This is a genomic window from Geodermatophilus sp. SYSU D00815 (genome assembly GCF_054050035.1).
Genome location: NZ_JBJGYO010000003.1, coordinates 18766 through 39314, shown reverse-complemented (window position 1 = coordinate 39314; position 20549 = coordinate 18766). Strand labels below are relative to the sequence as shown.

Genomic DNA, 20549 nt, shown 5'->3' with positions numbered 1-20549 from the left:
CGCGGCACGCCGGGCCGCCACAGCACGTCGACCACGATCTCCTCGAACGAGGCGTGGGTCGCGGTCGCTGCCATGCCCCAGGCTACGGAAGGGGGTACGACAGTTCCGGGCCGCTGAGCAGGACATCCCGCTCGACGTCACCGATCCGGCGAGCGTCGCGCGCGGCGCCCGGCGCGCTCAGTGCACCCAGCGCAGCGCCGCCGCCACCTCCTCGGGTGACCGGCCGGCCAGCGCCGCGGTCTCCCCGCGGCGCACGTCGACGATCGTCGCCGCGAGCTGCTCGCCGTACACCCCGGCCAGGACGTCGTCGGCCTCGAAGGCGCGCACCGCCTCCTCCAGCGACGCCGGTAGCGGGTGGATGCCCGCCGCCCGCCGCTCCCCCTCCCCGAGACCCGCGGGGTCGACCGCGACCGGCTCGGGCAGCCGCAGCCCACCCGCCAGGCCGGCGCGGCCGGCGGCGAGCAGGCCGGCCAGCAGCAGGTAGGGGTTGGCGGTGGCGTCGAGCGACTTGACCTCGACGTTCGCCGCCGACCGCCGGTGCCCGGCCGGGCCGGTCACCAGCCGCACCGCCGCCTCCCGGTTCTCCAGCCCCCAGACGGCGAACGCCCCGGCCCAGTGCGAGGGCACCAGCCGCAGGTACGAGGCGACGCTCGGCGCGCCGACGGCGAGCAGCGCGGGCAGGTGCGCGAGCAGGCCGGCGGTGAACGCCTCGCCGTCCGCGGTGAGGTCGAGCGGGCCGGAACCGCCGCTCATCAGGTTCCCGCCGTCCCGCCACAGCGACAGGTGGACGTGCCCGCCGTTGCCCACCCCCTCCGCCTCCACCTTGGGCGAGAACGAGGCCCTCAGCCGGTGCCGCGCGCTCACCGCCCGGATGGTGTGCCGCAGCAGCACGGTGGTGTCGGCGGCGGCCACCGGGTCCTCGGCGGCGACGCTGATCTCCAGCTGGCCGGCGGCGTACTCGGGGTGGAACTGCTCGACCGACACCCCCTGCGCGGCCAGCGCGGTGAGCAGGTCGCGCGCGTAGTCGGAGACCTCGACGTGCCGGGTCATGCCGTAGGCCGGCCCCGACAGCGCCGGCACGAACGCGCCCGGCTCGCTGCCCGGCGGCAGGTCGGCGCGCCCGACCACCCACTCCACCTCGAACGCCGTCCGCACCGACAACCCGTCGGCCGCGAGCCCGTCGACGACGCGGCGCAGCAGCAGGCGGGCGTCCAGCGGGTGCGGACGGCCGTCCTGGTCGTAGCGGTCGACCGGCGCCCACGCCCACCCCGGCTGCCCGGCGAGCACGGTGAGCCGGTCGAGGTCGGGGTGCAGCCGCAGGTCGCCCACGGCGCTGCCGGCGAAGCGCCCGGCGACGATCGAGTCGTCGAAGAGGAACGCGTCGAACACCGGGCTCATCCCGACGCCCCACGCCGCCGCGGCGGGCAGCCGGTCGAGCGGCACCGACTTCACCCGCGTCACCCCGGTGGTGTCGACCCAGGGCAGGACGACGCCGACCACCCCGGCTGCGCGCAGGCCGTCGAGCAGCCCCTCCGCCCGCGCCCGCCGCCGTTCCCGCTCCTCCTGCTGCAGCACGTCGACCTCCCCAGACGCCCGGATCTTCCCGTCCGGCTCCCTGCGGGAGCACACTCCGCACGGTTGACCTGCGCAAGCGTCCCCGCCCCGGAGGTCCGCATGGCCGTCACGCCGTCCCGCCCCGACGCCCCCGCCGAGCCCACCGGCCCAGGTCTGCGCCGCTCCCTGTCGGTCTGGCAGGCCGTCGGCCTCTCCGTGGCGCTGATGGCGCCGAGCATGGCGGCCAACATCAACCCTCAGGGCACCGCCGGCACGGTCGGCCGGGCGGTGCCGCTGGCCTTTCTACTTGCCGCGGTCGGCGTGCTGCTGGTGGCCTACGGCTTCGTCCGGCTCTGCCAGCACTTCCACCACGCCGGCTCGGTGTACGCCTTCGTCGGCGCCACCCTCGGCGCCCGCGCCGGGCTGGTCAGCGGGTTCGCGCTGTTCGGCACCTACTGCTTCTACGGCGTGGTCACCGCGTCGGCGACCGGCATCTTCGGCACCGAGTTCCTCTCGGTCGTCGGCGTCTGGCCGGACCCGCCGTCGTGGGCGCCGTTCCTGCTCGCCGGCCTGGCGCTGCTCGGCTGCCTGGCGCTGACCGTCGTGCCGGCGAAGCGGGGCACCAGCGTGCTGCTGTCGGTCGAGGGCGCGACCGTGGCGCTCATCCTGGTGATCAGCGCGATCGTCCTGGTGCGGCTGGTCTCGGGGAACGCGCCCGGTGGGCAGGGGTTCACGCTCTCGGTCTTCACCGTGCCCGAGGGCACGGACGCCTCGGCGCTGTTCCTCGGCGTCGTCTTCGGCTTCCTCTCCTTCGCCGGTTTCGAGGCCGCCGCGACCCTCGGCGAGGAGGCCCGCGACCCGCGCAGGGACATCCCGCGCGCCATCCTGTGGACGGCGATCTTCGGCGGCGTCTACTTCACCGTCGTCACCGCCATCGAGGTCATGGGCTTCGGCGCCGACGAGGCGGGGGTGCAGGAGTTCATCGCCTCCGGTTCGCTGCTCGGCGACCTGGGCAGCGAGTACATCGCCGGCTGGGTCGGCGACCTCATCACCCTCGGCGCGGCGATCAGCGCCTTCGGCTGCTGCCTGGCCTGCATGGTCGGCGCCTCCCGGCTGGCGTACGCCTTCGCCCGCGACATGCGCCGCGAGGGCACCGCCCCGACCGGTCTGGCCGGCACCACGCGGGCCGGGACGCCCGGCGCCGCCGCCGTCCTGGTCCTGGCCGTGATGGCGGTGATCATGGTCGTGATGGCGGTGGCCGGCGGCGGCGAGGCGTTCAACGCCTTCCTGTGGTCGGGCACGATCGGCACGCTGATCCTGCTGGTCGTCTACGTGCTGACGACGATCGGCGCCATCAAGCTGGTGTTCGTCGAGCGGCGGATGCCCGACGTGCCGATGTGGCAGGTCGTCGTCCCGGTGCTCGCCCTCGTCGTGCTGGGTTACACCCTCTGGCGCAACGTGGTGCCGTTCCCCGCCCCGGAGGACGGCGCGGCGTTCTGGAACCCGCTGGTGGCCGGCGCCTGGCTGCTGGCGTGCCTCGTCGCCGTGCTCGCCGCCGGCGCCGCCGCCCGCCGCGCCGGGGCCGCGCTCACCTCGGCCGAGCTGGGGGCGCGCGAGGAGAGGGAGCGCCGGTGACGGACCTGGCGGAGGAGATCGCCGCGCTCCCGCTCGTCGACCACCACTGCCACGGGGTCGTGACCCGCGACGTCGACCGCGCGGGTCTCGAGGCGATGCTCACCGAGGCCGAGACCCCTGGCCTCGCCGGGTCGCTGCTCGACTCGCAGATCGGGCTGGCGCTGCGCCGCTGGTGCGCACCGGTGCTGGACCTCGAGCCGCACGCCCCGGTCGACGAGTACCTGGCCCGCCGCGCCGAGCTGGGCGCGGCCGAGGTGAACCGCCGCATGCTCGCGGCCACCGGCGCCCGCACCTTCCTCGTCGACACCGGCTACGTGCCCGAGCCGATCACCGCGCCCGACGAGCTGGCCGCCCTGGCCGGCGGCAGCGCCCGCGAGGTCGTGCGGCTGGAGGCGGTCGCCGAGGAGGTGCTGGCCGGCGGCGGGGACGCCGCGGCGTTCCCCGACGCCGTCCGCGAGCGGCTGGCCCGGCGGTCGGCGGGCGCGGCCGGGGTCAAGTCGATCGCGGCCTACCGGGTCGGGCTCGCCCTCGACGGCGCCCGCCCGACCGACGCCGAGGTGGTGGCGGCGGCCGGTGCGCTGCTGCGCGCGGGCGGCCGGCCGCGCGTCGCCGACCCGGTGCTGCACCGGTTCCTGGTCTGGGCCGGCGTCGACCTCGGGCTGCCGGTGCAGTTCCACGTCGGCTACGGCGACGCCGACGCCGACCTGCACCGCGGCGACCCGCTGCTGCTCACCGACCTGCTGCGGGCCACCGCGCCCACCGGCGTGCCGGTGATGCTGCTGCACAACTACCCGTTCCACCGCCACGCCGGCTACCTGGCGCAGGTCTTCCCGCACGTGTTCGTCGACGTCGGGCTGGCCACCCACAACCTCGGCCGGCGGGCCGGCGCGCTGCTGGCCGAGCTGCTGGAGCTGGCCCCCTTCGGCAAGGTGCTGTACTCCAGCGACGCCTTCGGGCTGGCCGAGCTCCACCTGCTGGGCGCGGTGCTCTTCCGGCGCGCCCTGGGCGGGCTGCTCGCCGAGGGGGTCGCCGACGGCGACTGGACGGCGGCCGACGCCCTCCGCGTGGCCGAGCTCGTCGGCCGCGGCAACGCGGTGCGCGCCTACCGGCTCGACCAGCCGCGGTGAGCGCCGATCCCGCCCTGGGGGCCTGGTACCGCCGGCTCGAGGACGCCGTGCTCGCGGAGGTCCCGGCGGCGGTCGAGCTGCGCCACCGGCTGCACGCCGACCCGCGGCGGTCGGGGGAGGAGGAGGACACGGCGGCCGCGGTCGTCGCCGCGCTGGGCGCGGGCGAGGGCCGGCCGACCGGCGTCACCGGGCGGGTCGTGCGCGTCCTCGCCGGAGGCGGCGTGCCCACGGTGGCGCTGCGGGCCGAGCTGGACGGGCTGGCGGTGGCGGAGGCCACCGAGGTGCCGTGGGCGGCGCGCGGCGGGGTGATGCACGCCTGCGGGCACGACGTGCACCTGGCCGGCCTGGTCGCGCTGTGCCGGGCGGTGCGGCGGGTGGGCGGCCCGGCCCCGCTGCTCGCCGTGCTGCAGCCGCGGGAGGAGGGCGAGCCGTCGGGCGGCCGGGACGTGGCCGGGTCCGGCGTCCTGGACGAGGAGGACGTCGGCGCGGTCATCGGGGTGCACGTGCAGCCGCAGCTCCCGGCCGGCGTCGTGTCCGCCACGGCGGGTCCGGTCAACGCCGCCGTCGACGACTTCGCCGTCACCGTGCGCGGCCGCGGCGGGCACGCCGCCTACCCGCACACCACCGTCGACCCCGTCCTCGCGCTGGCCGCCATCGTGGTCGCGCTCCGCTCCCAGGTGGTCTCCCGGGTCGACCCCGTCGTGGGTGCGGTGCTCGCGGTCACCCAGCTCGACGCCGGCACCGCGTTCAACGTCGTGCCCGACACCGCCCGGGCCCGCGGCGGGTTGCGCACGATGCGCCTCGAGGACCGGGGCCTGGTGCACGCGGCCGTCGAGGAGGTCGCCCGGCACACGGCCGCCGCGCACGGCTGCACCGCGGTGGTCGACATCCACCAGTCCGACCCCGTGCTGGTCAACGACCCCGACCTCGCCGCCGCGGCGGTGCCGTGGCTGCGGCGGTCCGGCGCGGGGGTCGACGACACGTTCCGCTCCTTCGGCAGCGACGACTTCGCCCACTACTGCGCCGCGCGGCCGGGGCTCATGCTCTTCCTCGGCGTCGACGGCGGCGAGCCCGACGCGGCGGGCAAGCGGCCCGGTCTGCACTCGCCGCGGTTCCTGCCCGACGACGACGCCGTGCGCCAGGTCGCCCTCGCGCTGCTGGCCGGCTACCTCGGCGCGGCCGGCCTGCCCGGTCCGGTCCCGCGCCCGCCCGGCGTGTGAAGTCGCGCCGTCCCGGCTACCCGCAGGGGCGTGGACGAGCACCCGACCGCACCGACGCGCGAGACCGAGGAGAAGCCGGCCCCCGGGGAGCCGGAGGTCACCTCCGAGCTCCAGGGCGACACGGCCGTCGTCACCGTCGTGGGGGAGCTGACCGAGGCGGCCCGCCGGCCGCTGGTGCGCTGCTTCACCGACCTGCTGCTGAGCCACGCCACCCTGCGCCGCACCCGGCTGCGCCTGGCCGGCGTGACGTTCATGAACTCCGCGGGGATGGCGGTGCTGGTGCAGCTGCAGAAGCTGGGCCGACCGCGTGCCGTGGAGGTCGCCCTGGTCGACCCGCCCGACGCCGTGGCCCGGCCGCTGCAGCTCGCCGGGCTCTGGCTGCGCTTCCCGGTGGAGGAGGGGAGCGCCTCCTAGCCTGATCGGGTGCCGCCTTCTCACCCGCACAGCCACGGTCCCGAGCCGGACGCGCCGCCGCCCGACGAGCGGACCCTCGCCGGCCGGCGCCGCGCCGTCCGGCTGATGCTGTTCCTGCTGGTCCCCGTCGGCCTGGCCACCGTGCTGGGGCTGGTGCTGCTGTGGCCCAGCGGCGAGCCGGGGCGCGCCGAGCAGGCCGCGGCGGCCGCGGTCCCGGCCGGCACCACCTACCCCGAGGGCACGGTCTCCACGGTCACCCCCTACGACTGCTCGGTGACCGACCAGGCCGGCCGGCCGCAGCAGCTCACCTGCGCCACCGTCGTCGTCGAGGTCACCGAGGGGGACGGTGCCGGGGAGTTCGTGCAGGTCGACGTCCCGGCCGAGGTGGTCGAGTTCGGCATCGAGGAGGGCGACGAGATCGTCCTGCAGCGCGATCCGGGCGCGGCGGAGGGCGCCACCTACCAGTTCTCCGACTACGCCCGGACCTCGCCGATCGTCGTGCTGGCGATCGCCTTCGCGGTGGTGGTCGGCGCCGTCGCCCGGCTCCGCGGGCTCGCCGCCCTGCTCGGCCTGGCGTTCGCCTTCGGCGTCCTGCTGTGGTTCATGCTGCCGGCGCTGCTGGAGGGGAGCTCGCCGACGCTGGTCACCCTGACCGGCTCGGCCGCGATCATGTTCGTCGTCCTCTACCTGGCCCACGGGTTCTCCGCGCGGACGACGACGGCGCTGGTCGGCACGCTGTTCGGGCTGGCCCTGGTCGCCGGTCTCGGGGCGCTGGCCGTGGCGGTGAGCCGGCTGACCGGCTTCTCCAGCGAGGAGACGATCCAGCTCGGGCAGTACGACCCCACCCTCGACTTCTCCGGGTTGGTCATCGCCGGGGTCGTCGTCGCCGGGCTGGGCGTGCTCAACGACGTGACGATCACCCAGGCCTCGGCGGTGTGGCAGCTGCACGAGGTCGACCCGGGCATGAGCTGGCGGCAGCTGTTCTCCCGCGGCATGGCGATCGGCCGCGACCACATCGCCTCGACCGTCTACACCATCGTGTTCGCCTACGCCGGCGCCGCGCTGCCGCTGATCATGCTGTTCACCATCTCCAGCCAGTCGGCGGGGACCGTGCTCACCGGCGACGCCGTGGCCGAGGAGGTCATCCGCACGCTGGTGGGCGGCATCGGCCTCGTGCTCGCGACGCCGGTGACGACGGCGGTCGGCGCGTTCCTCGCCCGGTTCTCGCGCCCCGGCGGCACCACCGAGCGCGGGCTGTCAGGGGTGAAGGCGAGACTGGTCGGGTGAGTGATCTCCTGGCGGCCGCGGAGGCCGCCCCCGGCTTCATGCCGGCCGACGAGGGGCGGGCGCTGTACGAGGCGGCGCGCGAGGTCGCCGTGCCCGGGCCCCTGCTGGAGGTCGGCAGCTGGATGGGCCGGTCGGCGCTGTTCCTCGCCGCCGCGGCCCGGGAGACCGGCCGGCAGGTGGTGACGGTCGACCACCACCGCGGGTCGGAGGAGCACCAGCCGGGGTGGGAGTACCACGACCCGTCGCTGGTCGACCCGGCGGTCGGCCGGATCGACACCTTGCCGCGGTTCCGCCGCACCATCGCCGACGCCGGCGCCGAGGACGTCGTGATCGCCGTCGTCGCCCGGTCGGAGGTGCTCGCGCCGCTGTGGACGACGCCGCTGGCGCTGCTGTTCCTCGACGGCAGCCACACCGAGGAGTCCGCCCGCCGCGACCAGGACGCGTGGGTGGGCAAGCTCGCCGTCGGCGGCACCCTCGCCATCCACGACGTCTTCCCCGACCCGGCCGACGGCGGCCAGGCGCCGTTCGGCGTCTACACCCGGGTGCTGGCCACCGGCGACTTCACCGAGCTGCCCGGCACCGGGTCCCTGCGGGTGCTGCGGCGGCTGCGGTGAGCGATCCGCTGCTGGCCGAGCGGGCCGCCGCCCTCCGCCAGATCGAGGCGCTGACCAGCGAGTTCGACGAGGTCGTGGCGGCCTCGGCGTCGTCGAACGCCGACGACGAGCACGACCCGGAGGGGGCGACGATCGCCTTCGAGCGCCAGCAGGTCGCCGCCCTGCTGGACTCGGCGCGGCGCCGGCTGGCCGACGTCGAGGCCGCCCTGGCCCGCCGTGCCGCCGGCGGTTACGGCGTCTGCGAGTCCTGCGGGGCGGCGATCGCCCCCGAGCGGCTGGCCGCCCGTCCGGCCGCGCGCACCTGCATCTCCTGCGCCCGCTGAGCACCCGGCACGGTGAGCAGCGGCAGCAGCGCGTGCACCAGCGGCCCGATGGCCAGCGCGTAGACGACGGTGACCACGCCGAGGGTGCCGCCCAGCGCCCACCCGGAGAGGACGACGGCCACCTCGATCCCGGTGCGCACCAGCCGCAGCGACCACCCGGTGCGCGCCACGAGCCCGGTCATCAGCCCGTCGCGCGGGCCGGGGCCGAACCGCGCCCCGATGTAGAGCGCGGTCGCGACGGCGTTGAGCAGGATGCCGCCGGCGGCCAGCGCGATCCGGCCGGCGAGGGCGTCCACGGCGGGCACCACCGCCAGGGCGGCGTCGACCGCGATGCCGATGACGACGACGTTGCTGACCGTGCCCAGCCCGGGGCGCTGGCGCAGCGGGACCCAGCAGAGCAGCACCAGCGCGCCCACGACGACGGTGACGGTGCCCAGCGACCAGCCGAGCCGCTCCGACAGGCCCTGGTGGAGGACGTCCCACGGCATGTTGCCCAGGGCGGAGCGGATCATCAGCGCCATCGAGGCGCCGTAGAGGGCCAGGCCCAGGTACAGCTGCACGAGCCGGCGGAGCAGGTGTGGTGGCACAGCCCCAGTGTCCGGCACGATTGGCCCGTTCCCCACAGGCCAATCGAGAGGAAGTGGCGTGGTCGCCGTCTCCGCCGCCCGCCTGGCGCAGCTCGTGGGCGACCTCGGCGCCGTCCGACCGCCGCGCTACGCCGCGCTCGCCGACCGCGTGCGCCTGCTCGTGGCCGACGGCCGGGTGCCGCTGGGCGCCCGGCTGCCGGCCGAGCGCGAGCTGGCCACCGCGCTCGGGCTGAGCCGGGCCACCGTGACCGCCGCCTACGCGCGGCTGCGCGAGGACGGCTGGGCCGCCGCCCGGCAGGGCGCCGGCACGTTCGCGGTGCTGCCGGCCGGCCCGGCGCGGGGCGCCTGGCTGCCGGCCCCGCCGGACGACGCCGCGATCGACCTGGCCCACGCGGCGCCGGCCGCGCCGCCGGAGGTGCCGGCCGCCTTCGCCGCCGCCCTGGCCGAGCTGCCCCGCCACCTGCCCGGGCACGGCTACCACCCCGCCGGCCTGCCCGAGCTGCGCGCCCGGGTCGCCGAGCGGTACACCGCCCGGGGCCTGCCGACGGCGCCGGAGGAGGTGCTGGTCACCGCCGGCGCCATGGCCGGGGTGTCGCTGGCGCTGTCGCTGCTGCTGGGCCCGGGCCGGCCGCTGCTGGTCGAGCAGCCCACCTACCCGACCGCCCTCGACGCGGCCCGCGGCCACGGGGCCCGCCTCCTGCCCACCGCCCTGGACCCCGAGGCGCCGGACGAGTGGCCGGCGACCGCCGCGCGGGCCCTGCGCACCGTGCGGCCGCCGGCGGCCTACCTGGTGCCGGACTTCGCCAACCCGACCGGCCGCCTGCTGGGCGCGGCCGACCGGGAACGGCTGGCCCGCGAGCTGCGCCGGGCGGGGACCGTCGCCGTCGTCGACGAGGCGTTCGTCGAGCTCGGCCTGGACGCCGAGCCGCCGGCGCCGTTCGCGGCGTACGCCCCGGGGACGATCTCGGTGGGGACGCTGTCGAAGCTGTTCTGGGGCGGCCTGCGGATCGGCTGGGTCCGCGCGGACGCCGACGTCGTGCGCCGGCTGACCGTGGCCCTCGCCCGGACGACGATGGCGGTCGCCGTGGTCGAGCAGCTCGCGGCCTGCGCGCTGCTCGACGGCGCCGACGCCGCCCGCGAGGGGGTCCGGGCCCGGCTGCGGGAGCGGCGCGCCGTGCTGCTGGGGGCGCTCGCCGGGCGGCTGCCGGACTGGCGGGTGCCGATGCCGCCGGGCGGGCTGTTCGTGTGGTGCGCCCTGCCCGGGCCGCGGTCGAGCGCGCTGGTCCTCGAGGCGGAGCGGGTCGGCGTGCGGCTCGCGGCCGGACCGCTGTTCAGCGCCGGCCACGCGCTGGAGGACCGGCTCCGGCTGCCGTTCACCCAGCCACCGGACGTGCTGCGCCGCGCGGTCGACCTGCTGGCGCGCGCGGACGCCCGGGCGGCCGGCCGGCCGGAGCCGGTCCCGGCCGCTCCTGCGGACGTGCTCGCCGTCAGCTGACGTACCGGCGCGCGGCGGAGCGCCGCTGGGCCTGCTCCAGCGCGGCGAATCGCGCCTCGGCGTGCGGCGGCAGCACCCGGCGCTCGCGCGCCACCCAGGGCACGCCGCGGGCGGCGTCGAGCAGGCCGAGCGCGCTCACCCGGTCGCGCGGCAGGGTGCGCAGCAGGTGGGCGGTGCGGCGCACGGCCGGGCGCAGCGGCCGCCGCAGCCACGTCGTCCAGAGGGTGTTGCGGATGCCGTCGCGCCGCCGCTTGTGCGCGTCGCGGGCCCGGCTGGCCTGGTGGTGCACCGTCAGCTCCGGCAGGTAGCACAGCTCCCAGCCGGCGGCGGCCAGGTCGCCGGCCATCAGCTCCTCCTCCCCGCCCAGCCACAGCCGCTCGGAGAACCCGCCCACCTCGAGGAACGCCTCGCGGCGCAGCACCGACGCGCCGGCCAGGAACGAGCCCAGAGCCGGGCCGGGCAGCCAGGGGGCGCCGCGGACGGGCGAGTCGCGCAGCTCCGCCACGATCGGGTCCTCCCGACCGCCCGGCTCGACCAGGATCCGCGCGGTCACCACGGCCAGCCGCGGGTGGCGGTCCAGCGCGTCGGCGGCCGCCCGCAGCGCGCCCGGGTCCCACCAGGTGTCGTCGTCGCAGAACGCCACGTAGGGGGTGCTCAGCCGGGCCACACCCAGGTTGCGGCCGACCGCGCCGAGGTTGGTGGGGCTGGCGACCAGCTCGACCTCCGGGAACCGCGCCCGCACGGCGTCCGCCGTCCCGTCGGTCGAGCCGTTGTCGACCACCACGACGTGCGGCCGCTCCGGCAGGTCGCGCAGCAGCGCGAGCGTCCGCAGCAGCTCCTCGCGCCGCTGGTGGGTGATGACGACGACGGCGACGCGCGGGTCCGGCCGGCCCTCCTGCAGGGTTCCGCCGCGGGCGTGCGGGTGGTGGGGGGCAGGGGGGTTCTCCGTCATGCCCCGGCCAGCCGCCGCACGTCGGCCCAGACGTGGGCGGGCACGCGCCGCCGACGGCGCAGGGCGGCCGGGACGTCGGGGACCGCCCGCGCCAGGCCGCGCAGCCCCGGCTCGCCGGCCCGCGCGGCGCCGACCAGCAGCCCCGGCAGCTCGCGGGCCGGGTGGCGCATCAGCGCGGTGAGGACCCGGCTGCGCCAGATCGCGGCCTGCCGGCGGGCGGGGGCGTCCCGCCGCGGCGACGGGTGGTGGTGGATCGTCACCTCGTCGACGTAGGCCAGCCCCCAGCCGGCCGCGGCCAGGTCGAGCGCGACCCGCTCCTCCTCGCCGGGGAAGCGCACCACCGGGTCGAAGCCGCCGACCTCCTCGAACGCCGCCGTCCGGACCAGGGCCGCGCAGGCGACGAAGCCGAGCAGGGCGGGGCCGGGGAGGTCGTCGGGGGTGCCGAGCGGGCTGGCCGCCATCTCGGCGCAGACGGGGTCGAGCCGTTCCTCGGCGCCGACCAGGATGCGCGCGTTGAGCAGCCCCAGCCGCGGGTGCGCCTGCATGATCTTCACGGCGCGGGCGAGGTCGCCCGGCGCCCACCACGAGTCGTCGTCGGCGAAGGCCACGAACTCGGTGCCGGCGCGCGCCACGCCCAGGGTGCGGCCGCGGGCCCCCTCGTTGCGCGCCAGGGGCAGCACGGTGACCTGCGGGTGCGCCGCGCGCACCGCCTCGACGGTGCCGTCGGTGGAGGCGTTGTCGACCAGCACGACCGGCGCCTCGTGCCGGGGCAGCGTGGCCAGGAGGTCGTCCTTGCGGTTGCGGCTGGCGACGACGACGGTCACGTCGGGAGGGGAGGTCACGGTCGGACGGTGCCCGCGCCCCCTGGCAGCCAATCAGCGCTTTCCGTGACCTGCGCCGTACCCGGCGCGGGCAACGCGCCGGGGTCGGTGAACAGCCGCGCCCCGCCGCTGGCGCCGGCGAGGGCGTCGGCGGCCAGGACGACGGCGGCCGCCGTCCACGTCGTCCGCTCGACCGGCCACCGCGCGTCGTCGGCGTAGACGTAGCCGGTCCAGTACGAGCCGTCGTCGTGGCGCAGGTGCTGCATCGCCGCCACCTGCTCCAGCGCGGCGTCGCGCTGCCCGGCCGCGGCCAGCGCGAGGGCGAGCTCGCAGGTCTCGGCGCCGGTCACCCACGGCCGGTCGGCGACGCAGCGGGCGCCCAGCCCGGGGACGACGAACCGGTCCCAGTCGGCGGCCAGCCGCTCGCGGGCCGCCGCGCCGGTCACCGCCCCGCCCAGCACGGGGTAGTACCAGTCCATCGAGTAGCGGGAGCGGTCGGCGAAGGCCTCCGGGCGCTCGCGCAGGGCGGTGCCCAGGTCGGTCACCGCCAGCTCCCAGTCGGGCTGGGCCTCGCCGCGCAGCCCGGCCAGGGCGATGCCGCAGCGCAGCGCCTGGAACAGGCTGGCGTTGCCGGTGAGCAGGGCGACGTCGTCGGGGCTGCCGTCGGGCCGCAGCGCCCAGCCCACCGCCCCACCGGGCAGCTGCATGCGGGTCACCAGGTCCAGCCCCCGGCGGACCACCGGCCACAGCTCGCCGACCAGCTCCTCGTCGCCGCTGACCTGCCAGCTGTGCCACAGGCCGACGGCGAGGTAGCCGGCGTGGTTGCTCTCCGCCGCCGGGGCGGTCGCCACGCCGTCGCGGTACTCGGCGGCCCAGGAGCCGTCGGGGCGCTGCCGGGCGCCCAGCCAGCGGTAGGCGGCGCGGGCGCGGGCGTGCTCGCCGCCGACCTCGAGGGCCATCGCCGCCTCGACGGAGTCCCAGGGGTCGAGCTGGCCGCCGCGGAACCAGGGGAGGGCGCCGTCGCGGCCCTGCTCGGCGGCGATCGCGGCCACGGTGCGGCGGACCTGGTCGGCGCCGAGCACCCCCGGCAGCTCCGGCAGCCCGGCGCGGTCAGCGGGCGGCAGCGGTCCGCTCCGCGTCCGTGGTGCCCGCCGCGGCCACCGGCCGCCCGGCCGGCCGGGCGATCCCCGGCTTGTCGGCGTAGACCACGAGGCTCTTGCCGATCAGCGGGTCGAGGACCTTCTCGGCGGTGCGCGTCAGCCGGGGACGCTTCACGAGGTCCCAGACCAGCAGCCGGTGGTACGCGCGGACGGCGGCGGTGTCCCGGTCGACGCCGACCGCGCACTTGAGCCACCAGAACGGCGCGTGCAGCGCGTGCGCGTGGTGGCTCCCGCCAGGGGTGAGCCCGGCCGCCAGCAGCCGGGTGCGCAGCACGTCGCCGCGGTAGATGCGCACGTGGCCGCCCTCGTTGGCGTGGTAGGCGTCGGACAGCGCCCAGCAGACCCGCTCGGGCCCGTAGCGCGGCACGGTGACCGCGACCCGCCCGCCCGGCGCGAGCACGCGCGCGATCTCGGCGAAGGCGGTGACGTCGTCGGGGATGTGCTCGAGGACCTCCGAGGCGATGACCCGGTCGACGGCGGCGTCGGGGAACGGCAGGGCGGTGAGGTCGCCGCGGACCACCTCGAAGCGGGCCCCCGCCGGGGCCTCGCCCGCCTCGGCGATCGCGCCCAGCCAGCGCTTGGTGGTCCCCACCTCGTGCTGCCCCCAGTCGACGGCGACGACGTGCGCGCCGCGGCGGTAGGCCTCGAAGGCGTGCCGGCCCTCGCCGCAGCCGAGGTCGAGCACCCGCATGCCCGGCCGCAGGTCGAGCCGGTCGTAGTCGATGGTCAGCACGGACGTCCCTTCGCGCGCAGCACGTCGGCGTACCAGTCGGCGGTGCGCTGCGCCGTCGCCCGCCAGGTGTAGGACTCCAGCACCCGCCGCCGGCCGGCGCGGCCGAGCTGCTCGCCGAGGGCGGGGGAGTCCAGCACCAGGGCGAGCGCGGCGGTGAGCTCGCCGACGTCCCCGGCCCGCACCCGCAGACCGGCCTTGCTGCCGACGACCTCGGGCAGCGCCCCGGCGTCGGTGGTGACCAGCGGGGTGGCGCAGGCCATCGCCTCGATCGCCGGCAGCGAGAACCCCTCGTACAGCGACGGGATCGCGACGACGGCGGCCGACTGGAGCAGCGCGACCAGCTCCGGCTCGGGGAGGAACCCGGTGAAGCGGACCGCGTCGCGCAGCGAGAGGCGGTCCAGCGCCGCCTCCGCCGGGCCGCCCGGTCGCGCGGTGCCGACCACGGTGAGCCGGACGGCCCGCTCGGTGCGCAGCTTGGCGACGGCCTCGAGCAGGTGCACCAGGCCCTTGAGCGGGACGTCGGCGCTGGTTATCACGACGATCGAGCCGGGGTCGCGCCGCCGGCCCGCCGGGGGCGGGGTGAAGACGGCGGGGTCGATGCCGACCGGGATCACCTCGATGCCGGCGCCGGGCACGCCCATGCGGGTCTCGATGTCGCGGCGGGAGTTCTCCGACACCGTGGTCAGCCCGTCCAGCCGCGGCGCGACGCGCGCCTGCATGCGGGTGAAGGCGTACCAGCGCCGCAGGGTGAGCCGGCGGCGCAGCGTCGAGGCCGCGGCCAGCTCGAGGTCGCGGTCGATCGCGACGGGGTGGTGCACCGTGGCGACGGTCGGCAGGCCCGCCCGCGTCAGCCGGAGCAGGCCGTAGCCGAGCGACTGGTTGTCGTGGACGACGTCGAACTCACCGCGGCGGCGCAGCAGCAGCCGGGCCGCGCGCAGGCTGAACGTCAGCGGCTCGGGGAACCCGGCGGTGCACATCGTGGCCCACTCGGCGACGTCGACCCAGTCGCGGAACTCCGAGGGCCGCGGCGTGCGGAAGGGATCGGGCTCACGGTAGAGGTCCAGGCTCGGCAGCCGGGTCAGGCGGATCCCCTCGTCGAGCTCGGGGTACGGCTGGCCGCTGAGCACCTCGACTCGGTGGCCGAGCCCGGCGAGCTCGCGCGACAGCGCCCGGACGTAGACGCCCTGACCGCCGCTGTGCGGCTTGCTCCGGTAGGACAGCAGTGCGATGCGCAACGACCGTCCCATGGCCGGGACTCTAACCAGCGGTCCTCACCGCCCGGTCAGCACGATCTGACAGGCTGTCCCGGTGCTGCGCCACGTCGTCGTGTTCACCTGGTCCGAGGCCGCCGACGCCGAGCGTCGCGCGGCCACCCTGGCCGCCCTGCGGCGGCTGCCCGACGAGGTCGGCGGGATGACCGCGTTCGCCGTGGGCGACGACGCCGGTCTGCGCGAGGGCAACGCCGACACCGCGCTGGTCGCCGACTTCCCCGACGTGGCGGCCTACGAGCGCTACGCGCGGCACCCGCTGCACCTGGCGGTGCTGGACGAGCACGTGAAGCCGTGGCTGGCCGCCCGCAGCGCGGTGCAGTACGAGGTCTGAGGCGCCTGCACCGAGCCTGTCGCCTCCCTGTGAATGCGGAGCCGAGGGCTGCACAGCCGCCGTCGACGGGCCTACCGTCGTCGCATGCTGCGCGATGCGCCGGCCGTCCGTCGCTCCACCGCCGTCCTCGGGGCCGGCCTGCTCGCCGGGCTGGTGCTGACCGGCTGCGGCGGCGCCACGCCGACCCGCACGGCACCGGCCGCGGCCACGCACGAGGCCGACCGGTCCGACGAGCCCTCCGCCGCGGACTCCGCCCTCGCCCCCGGTCTGCTGCCCGCCGACGCCTTCGGTGCGGACGCGGAGGTGCACCGGTTCTTCCCGGACGGGGCACCGTTCGGCGGGGGCGGGCACCGGTGGGGGCACCGCTGGGACGACGGCGAGCCCACGGTGACGCCCGCCGAGTGCGCCACCGCGCTGGAGCGGGCCACCTCCTCCTTCACGGGCGTCGAGGACGCGGCCGCCCAGGTCGCGCGCACCGACGGGGTGCGCACGTTCCAGGTCCTGGCCGTCCCCGCCACGTCGACGGAGACGGACGTCGTCGCGGCGGTGCGGGCCGTCGCGGACGCCTGCGCCTCGGTGACCATCGACCGCGGGGACGGCGACGACGACCACGGCCCGGCCACCGTGCGGGTCGAGCCCCTGGACGCGCCGGAGGACATGGCGGCCTTCCGGGTGAGCGTCTCGGGCGAGCGGCCCGGCGGCACGTGGGACGCCACCTCCCTGGTGGGGATCGCGCAGGACGGCGACCGCGTGCTCGGGCTCGCCCAGATGTCCTGGGACGAGGAGCCGGACCCCGCATCCTTCACCGCCCTCCTGGAGCGCGCCTACGACACCGCGTCCGATGCCCTCGACTGACGGCGCCCTCGACTGACGGCGCCCTCGACCGATCCGGACGGTAGGGCGGCCGGGCGTCCGCGCGGCCGCCGCCGTCCACAGCCGGCGACGCCGTCCACAGATCGACGCGGTCGTCCCCGCGCCGGCCCGCCGCCGCCCAGGCTCCCGGGCATGGACGAGTGCGAGTACGAGGTCCGGCTCTCCGACCCGGGTGAGGTGGCCGCGGGGCTGCCGCACCTGCTCGGGTTCCGGCCGGCCGAGTCGGTGGTGGTGGTCGCCCTGGGCGGTGACTCGGGCGGCCGCGTGGGCCTCACGGTCCGCATGGACCTCCCGCCCCCGCGGCACGCGGAGGCGTTCGCCGCAGCCCTGACGCGCAGCATCGCCACCGACGACCCGACCGCGGTCCTCCTCGCGGTCGTCTCCGAGGCGCGGGACGAGCCCGGCGGCGCCGACCTGCCGCACCGCCCGCTGGTGCACGCCCTGGTCGTCACCCTCGGGGCGGCCGGCATCCCGGTGCGCGACGCGCTGCTGGTCCGCGGCGGCCGCTGGTGGTCCTACGACTGCGCCCACCCGTGCTGCCGCCCCGGTGCGGGCACGCCGCTGCCGGAGGGGGTGAGCCCCCTGGCGGCCGCCTCGGTGGCCACCGGGCAGGTCGTGGCCCGGAGCCGCGACGAGCTGGGGGCGCGGCTGCAGACCCTCGACGGCCTGGACCGGGCAGCGGTCCGCGAGGCGTGCGCCGCGCTGGTGCCGACCCTCCGGTCCCGCGCCCGGGACGCCGGCTGGACCGCGGTCGAGGACGAGGCGTGGCGGGCGGTCGAGGCGGCCGTGCGGCGGCGCCGCCTCGGTGCGCCGGCACCCGCACTCCCCGCGCAGGAGCTGGCCGCCGTCCTCTGGGGCCTCGTGCGCAGCCCGCTGCGCGACCGGGCCCTCGGGCTGGCGCTCGGCGACGACGCGGCCGCCGCGGAGGTGCTGTGGACCGAGTGCACCCGCCGCGCGCCGCTCGGCCTGGCGGCGGCACCGGCCACGCTGCTCGCCGTCTGCGCGTGGCTGCGCGGCGACGGCGCGATGGCCGGCATCGCGCTCGAGCACGCCCTCGACGCCGACGAGGACTACCGGCTGGCCCAGCTCCTCCGCGCCGCCCTGACCGAGTGCGTGCGGCCCGACGAGCTGCGCGCCCTGGTCGCCGCCACGCTGGACCGCCCCGGCGACCCCGCCCGTGCCGGCTGACCGCCCGTCAGAGGAGCTGCGGGCGCTGCCACTCCTCGCCCAGCACGTGCTCGGCCAGGAAGGCGATCACCGCCTCGTACCAGACGATCGAGTTCCCGGGGGTGAGCACCCAGTGGTTCTCGTCGGGGAAGTAGAGGAACTTCGACGGGACGCCGCGCTTCTGCAGGTCGTACCAGAGCCGCAGCGCCTCGCCGATCGGCACCCGGTAGTCCTTGTCGCCGTGGATGACCAGCATCGGCGTCCGGATGGCGTCGGCGAAGCGGTGCGGCGAGTTCTGCTCGTAGCGCTTGGGCTCGCGCAGCGGGTCGCCCCACTCCTTCTCCCAGTAGTAGGCGGCGTCCGTCGTGCCCGTGAACGAGTCGAGGTCCCACAGGCTGGCGTGGGTGACGATCGCCCGGAACCGGTCGGTCTGGGTCGCCACCCAGTTCGCCATGTAGCCGCCGAACGACCCGCCCATCGCGGCGGTCCGCTCCGCGTCGACGTCGGGTCGCTCGACGACGGCGTCGACCGCGGTCATCAGGTCGGTGTACGGGGCGCCGCCCCACTCGCCCCAGCCCCGCCGGACGAAGTCCTGGCCGAAGCCCTGCGACAGGGCCGGGTTGGGCAGCAGGACGGCGTAGCCCCGGGCGGCCAGCACCCAGGGGCACCAGCGCCACGACCAGGAGTTCCAGCTCATCAGCGGGCCGCCGTGGATCCACAGCAGCAGCGGCGCGGGGTTCTCCGCCGAGGCGCCCTCCGGCAGCACCAGCCACGACTGCACGCGGGCGCCGTCGGCCGCCGTGGCCGACACCTCCTCGAGCCGGCCGGGCAGCCGGTCGACCGTGCCGGGGCTGGGCAGCACGACCGGCTCCTGGCGCTCCGCCGCCGGGTCCAGCCGCACCGGCACCGGCGGGGAGTCGTAGGCCGAGCGCAGCGCGTAGAGGGCGCTGCCGTCCCGGGCGACCTGCAGGTCGCTGTAGGCGCCGTCGCCGGTGAGGCGCACCGGTGCGCCGCCGTCGACCGCGACGCGGAACACCGCGTGCCGGCCGTCGTCGTCGGCGAGGAAGTAGACGGCCGTCCCGTCGGCGCTGAACTGCGGCGCGCTGGGCCACCGGTCGAAGCCCTCGGTGAGGTCGGTGGCGCGGCCGCTCTCCACGTCGACGAGCAGCAGGGTGTAGTCCGGCGGCTCGGTGTAGCTCGACAGCGCCTCGCGGACGCACACCAGCGAGCGGCCGTCGGGGCTGAAGCGGGCGCCCTGGACGTCGGCCAGCGGGTCGTCGACGAGCACCCGCGTCCCGCCGGTGGCCGTCTCGGTCAGCACCAACCGCAGGCGGCGACCGGCGGGACCGTCGGGGACGTCCTCGCTGCGCGCGAGCAGCCGGCCGTCGGGGGAGAGCGCGACGTCCTCGCCCGCGCCCAGCGGGGGCAGCGCGTCGGGCGTGAGGTCGCGCAGCGCCGGCGGCTCGGCGGCGGCCCCGGCGGCGGGCTCGGCCGGCAGCTGCCCCAGCCAGTACACGTGCGGCGCCGCCGGGCCCAGGTCGTGGTCCCAGTACCGGACCGGGTAGCTCTCGTGCAGGACGGCGGAGACGCCGGCGTCCTTGCGCTCCTTGCGCCGCGCCTCGTCGGCCTCCGCGTCGGCCGCCCCGGGCATGGTGGCGACGACGACCGCGACGTCGCCGCTGTCGGCCGCGACGGCGAGACCGCCGATCCCCGCGCCGCGGGTGAGCACCGGGCGCGCCTCGCCGCCGCCCGGCGGGAGCGCCCACAGCGCCGCCTTCGGCTCGCCGTCGCCGTCCGCGGCGCCGGGGTCGGGCCGCGCCGAGGTGAACAGCAGCGAGCCGTCGGGGGTCCAGGCGGGCGAGGACTCCCCGGGCGCGCTGCGGGTGAGCCGGCGGGCCTCGGCGCGCCCCTCCGGGTCCACCTCCCACAGCGCCGACTGCCACTTCTTCTTCTCCGGGTCCAGCGTCTGCACCGAGATCGCCAGCCGGCGGCCGTCGGGGGAGAGGGCCAGCCCGCCCACGCGCGGGATCGCGACGTAGTCGGCCAGCCGGTGGAACGGGCTGGGGGCGGGCGTCTCGGCGGCGGTCTCGGACGCGTCGGCCTGGCTCACGGGGCGCCTTCTCTCACGTGCGGGGATCGACGCCCCCACCGTAGTGAGCCCCCCGCGGCGGTCGCGGCGGCGGACCCGGCGACCCCGGGGACGACGAGAGCCGCGGCCCCGGAGGGGACCGCGGCTCTCGTTCCGGCCGGCGCGTCAGAGCGCGGCGGCCGCCTCCTGCGGGGACAGCTGCTCGTCCTGGGCGTGCACGAACAGGTGCTGCGCGGCGCCGCGCGGCAGCGGGAAGTCGTCGAGGGTGACCGTGCCGTCGACCAGGCGCGCGGTCATCGACGCACCCGGCCGCACCCCCCGCTCGTCGAGCACGCGCAGCGTCTCCGGGTCCTGCAGCTGCTCGCTGATCCGGGCGATGGTCACCGGCCGGCCCTCCGGGGTGGCGGTCGACGACAGCAGCGTCAGCGAGTCGAGCACCGCGGAGGTCTCACCACCCAGCGGCGTCTCACCGACCAGGGCGTCCAGGCCGGGGATCGGGTTGCCGAACGGGGAGACGGTCGGGTTGCCCAGCAGGGTGAGCAGCTTGCGCTCCACCGCCTCGCTCATCACGTGCTCCCAGCGGCACGCCTCCTCGTGCACGTCGGCGTAGTCGAGGCCGATCACGTCGACGAGCAGGCACTCGGCCAGCCGGTGCTTGCGCATGACCGCCGTCGCCAGGGCGCGGCCCTTGTCCGACAGCTGCAGGTGGCGGTCACCCTCGACCCGCAGCAGCCCGTCGCGCTCCATGCGGGCCACCGTCTGGCTGACCGTGGGACCGCTCTGCCGGAGGCGCTCGGCGATTCGCGCGCGCAGCGGGACGATGCCCTCCTCCTCCAGCTCGAAGATCGTCCGGAGGTACATCTCCGTCGTGTCGATGAGGTCGTTCACAAGCAGCT

General features: G+C 77.1%; 20 protein-coding genes. 11 read left to right on the top strand and 9 right to left on the bottom strand.

From position 1 onward, the window contains the following. Window positions 1-177: 177 nt before the first annotated feature. Complete coding sequence (locus tag ACI78S_RS04695; protein WP_456971061.1) at window positions 178-1575, bottom strand: glutamine synthetase; 1398 nt, start codon at window positions 1573-1575, stop codon at window positions 178-180. 99 nt (window positions 1576-1674) lie between these two features. Here ACI78S_RS04695 and ACI78S_RS04690 point away from each other — a divergent pair, with 99 nt between their 5' ends. The 7 genes from ACI78S_RS04690 to ACI78S_RS04660 are packed head-to-tail and all read left to right on the top strand — an operon-like array spanning window position 1675 to window position 8174. Beyond that, window positions 1675-3189 (top strand): APC family permease, encoded by a 1515-nt coding sequence (locus tag ACI78S_RS04690; RefSeq protein ID WP_456971060.1) that lies wholly within the window; start codon window positions 1675-1677, stop codon window positions 3187-3189. Then, window positions 3186-4316 carry an amidohydrolase family protein gene (locus ACI78S_RS04685; RefSeq protein WP_456971059.1) on the top strand — a complete coding sequence of 377 codons (1131 nt, stop codon included), beginning with the start codon at window positions 3186-3188 and terminating at the stop codon, window positions 4314-4316. The genes ACI78S_RS04690 and ACI78S_RS04685 overlap by 4 nt, the downstream gene beginning before the upstream one ends. Beyond that, window positions 4313-5536: a M20 metallopeptidase family protein gene (locus ACI78S_RS04680; RefSeq protein ID WP_456971058.1), complete on the top strand. Its 1224-nt coding sequence runs from the start codon at window positions 4313-4315 to the stop codon at window positions 5534-5536. The genes ACI78S_RS04685 and ACI78S_RS04680 overlap by 4 nt, the downstream gene beginning before the upstream one ends. 30 nt (window positions 5537-5566) lie before the next feature. Next, window positions 5567-5950, top strand: a complete 384-nt coding sequence (locus ACI78S_RS04675) for an STAS domain-containing protein (protein ID WP_456971057.1) — start codon at window positions 5567-5569, stop codon at window positions 5948-5950. Between the two features lie 9 nt (window positions 5951-5959). Then, the gene (locus ACI78S_RS04670) at window positions 5960-7237 is read left to right on the top strand and encodes a YibE/F family protein (protein WP_456971056.1); all 1278 of its coding nucleotides are present in this window, start codon (window positions 5960-5962) and stop codon (window positions 7235-7237) included. Further along, window positions 7234-7851 (top strand): class I SAM-dependent methyltransferase, encoded by a 618-nt coding sequence (locus ACI78S_RS04665; RefSeq protein ID WP_456971055.1) that lies wholly within the window; start codon window positions 7234-7236, stop codon window positions 7849-7851. The genes ACI78S_RS04670 and ACI78S_RS04665 overlap by 4 nt, the downstream gene beginning before the upstream one ends. Beyond that, on the top strand, window positions 7848-8174 hold the full coding sequence (locus ACI78S_RS04660) for a TraR/DksA family transcriptional regulator (protein ID WP_456971053.1): 327 nt from the start codon (window positions 7848-7850) through the stop codon (window positions 8172-8174). Before ACI78S_RS04665 ends, ACI78S_RS04660 begins: the two co-directional genes overlap by 4 nt. Here ACI78S_RS04660 and yczE read toward each other — a convergent pair. Then, window positions 8081-8761, bottom strand: coding sequence for a membrane protein YczE (yczE, locus tag ACI78S_RS04655; RefSeq protein WP_456971052.1), 681 nt, complete (start codon window positions 8759-8761; stop codon window positions 8081-8083). The genes ACI78S_RS04660 and yczE overlap by 94 nt on opposite strands. Window positions 8762-8819: 58 nt before the next feature. Here yczE and yczR point away from each other — a divergent pair, with 58 nt between their 5' ends. Beyond that, complete coding sequence (gene yczR / locus ACI78S_RS04650) at window positions 8820-10256, top strand: MocR-like transcription factor YczR (protein WP_456971051.1); 1437 nt, start codon at window positions 8820-8822, stop codon at window positions 10254-10256. Here the strand turns inward: yczR and ACI78S_RS04645 are convergent. The 5 genes from ACI78S_RS04645 to ACI78S_RS04625 are packed head-to-tail and all read right to left on the bottom strand — an operon-like array spanning window position 10249 to window position 15169. Next, on the bottom strand, window positions 10249-11208 hold the full coding sequence (locus tag ACI78S_RS04645) for a glycosyltransferase family 2 protein (RefSeq protein ID WP_456971050.1): 960 nt from the start codon (window positions 11206-11208) through the stop codon (window positions 10249-10251). The two genes, yczR and ACI78S_RS04645, sit on opposite strands and share 8 nt — an antisense overlap. Continuing rightward, window positions 11205-12050 carry a glycosyltransferase family 2 protein gene (locus ACI78S_RS04640; RefSeq protein ID WP_456971049.1) on the bottom strand — a complete coding sequence of 282 codons (846 nt, stop codon included), beginning with the start codon at window positions 12048-12050 and terminating at the stop codon, window positions 11205-11207. The genes ACI78S_RS04645 and ACI78S_RS04640 overlap by 4 nt, the downstream gene beginning before the upstream one ends. Then, the gene (locus ACI78S_RS04635) at window positions 12047-13111 is read right to left on the bottom strand and encodes a prenyltransferase (RefSeq protein ID WP_456971048.1); all 1065 of its coding nucleotides are present in this window, start codon (window positions 13109-13111) and stop codon (window positions 12047-12049) included. Before ACI78S_RS04635 ends, ACI78S_RS04640 begins: the two co-directional genes overlap by 4 nt. 28 nt (window positions 13112-13139) lie before the next feature. Next, window positions 13140-13922 (bottom strand): class I SAM-dependent methyltransferase, encoded by a 783-nt coding sequence (locus ACI78S_RS04630; RefSeq protein WP_456971047.1) that lies wholly within the window; start codon window positions 13920-13922, stop codon window positions 13140-13142. After that, window positions 13916-15169, bottom strand: coding sequence for a glycosyltransferase family 4 protein (locus ACI78S_RS04625; protein ID WP_456971046.1), 1254 nt, complete (start codon window positions 15167-15169; stop codon window positions 13916-13918). Before ACI78S_RS04625 ends, ACI78S_RS04630 begins: the two co-directional genes overlap by 7 nt. Window positions 15170-15230: 61 nt before the next feature. Here ACI78S_RS04625 and ACI78S_RS04620 point away from each other — a divergent pair, with 61 nt between their 5' ends. The 3 genes from ACI78S_RS04620 (at window position 15231) to ACI78S_RS04610 (ending at window position 17585) form a co-directional block, all read left to right on the top strand. Beyond that, entirely contained in the window at window positions 15231-15524 is a 294-nt protein-coding gene (locus ACI78S_RS04620; RefSeq protein ID WP_456971045.1) for a Dabb family protein, read from the top strand. Window positions 15525-15608: 84 nt separating this feature from the next. Next, window positions 15609-16379: a hypothetical protein gene (locus ACI78S_RS04615; protein ID WP_456971044.1), complete on the top strand. Its 771-nt coding sequence runs from the start codon at window positions 15609-15611 to the stop codon at window positions 16377-16379. 150 nt (window positions 16380-16529) lie between these two features. Continuing rightward, on the top strand, window positions 16530-17585 hold the full coding sequence (locus ACI78S_RS04610; RefSeq protein WP_456971043.1) for a DUF4192 domain-containing protein: 1056 nt from the start codon (window positions 16530-16532) through the stop codon (window positions 17583-17585). Between the two features lie 7 nt (window positions 17586-17592). On the opposite strand, the gene ACI78S_RS04605 is transcribed toward ACI78S_RS04610, so the two are convergent. Then, window positions 17593-19674 (bottom strand): S9 family peptidase, encoded by a 2082-nt coding sequence (locus tag ACI78S_RS04605; protein WP_456971042.1) that lies wholly within the window; start codon window positions 19672-19674, stop codon window positions 17593-17595. A 144-nt stretch (window positions 19675-19818) separates the two neighbouring features. Next, the gene (locus ACI78S_RS04600; RefSeq protein ID WP_456971041.1) at window positions 19819-20541 is read right to left on the bottom strand and encodes an iron dependent repressor, metal binding and dimerization domain protein; all 723 of its coding nucleotides are present in this window, start codon (window positions 20539-20541) and stop codon (window positions 19819-19821) included. Window positions 20542-20549 lie beyond the last annotated feature (8 nt).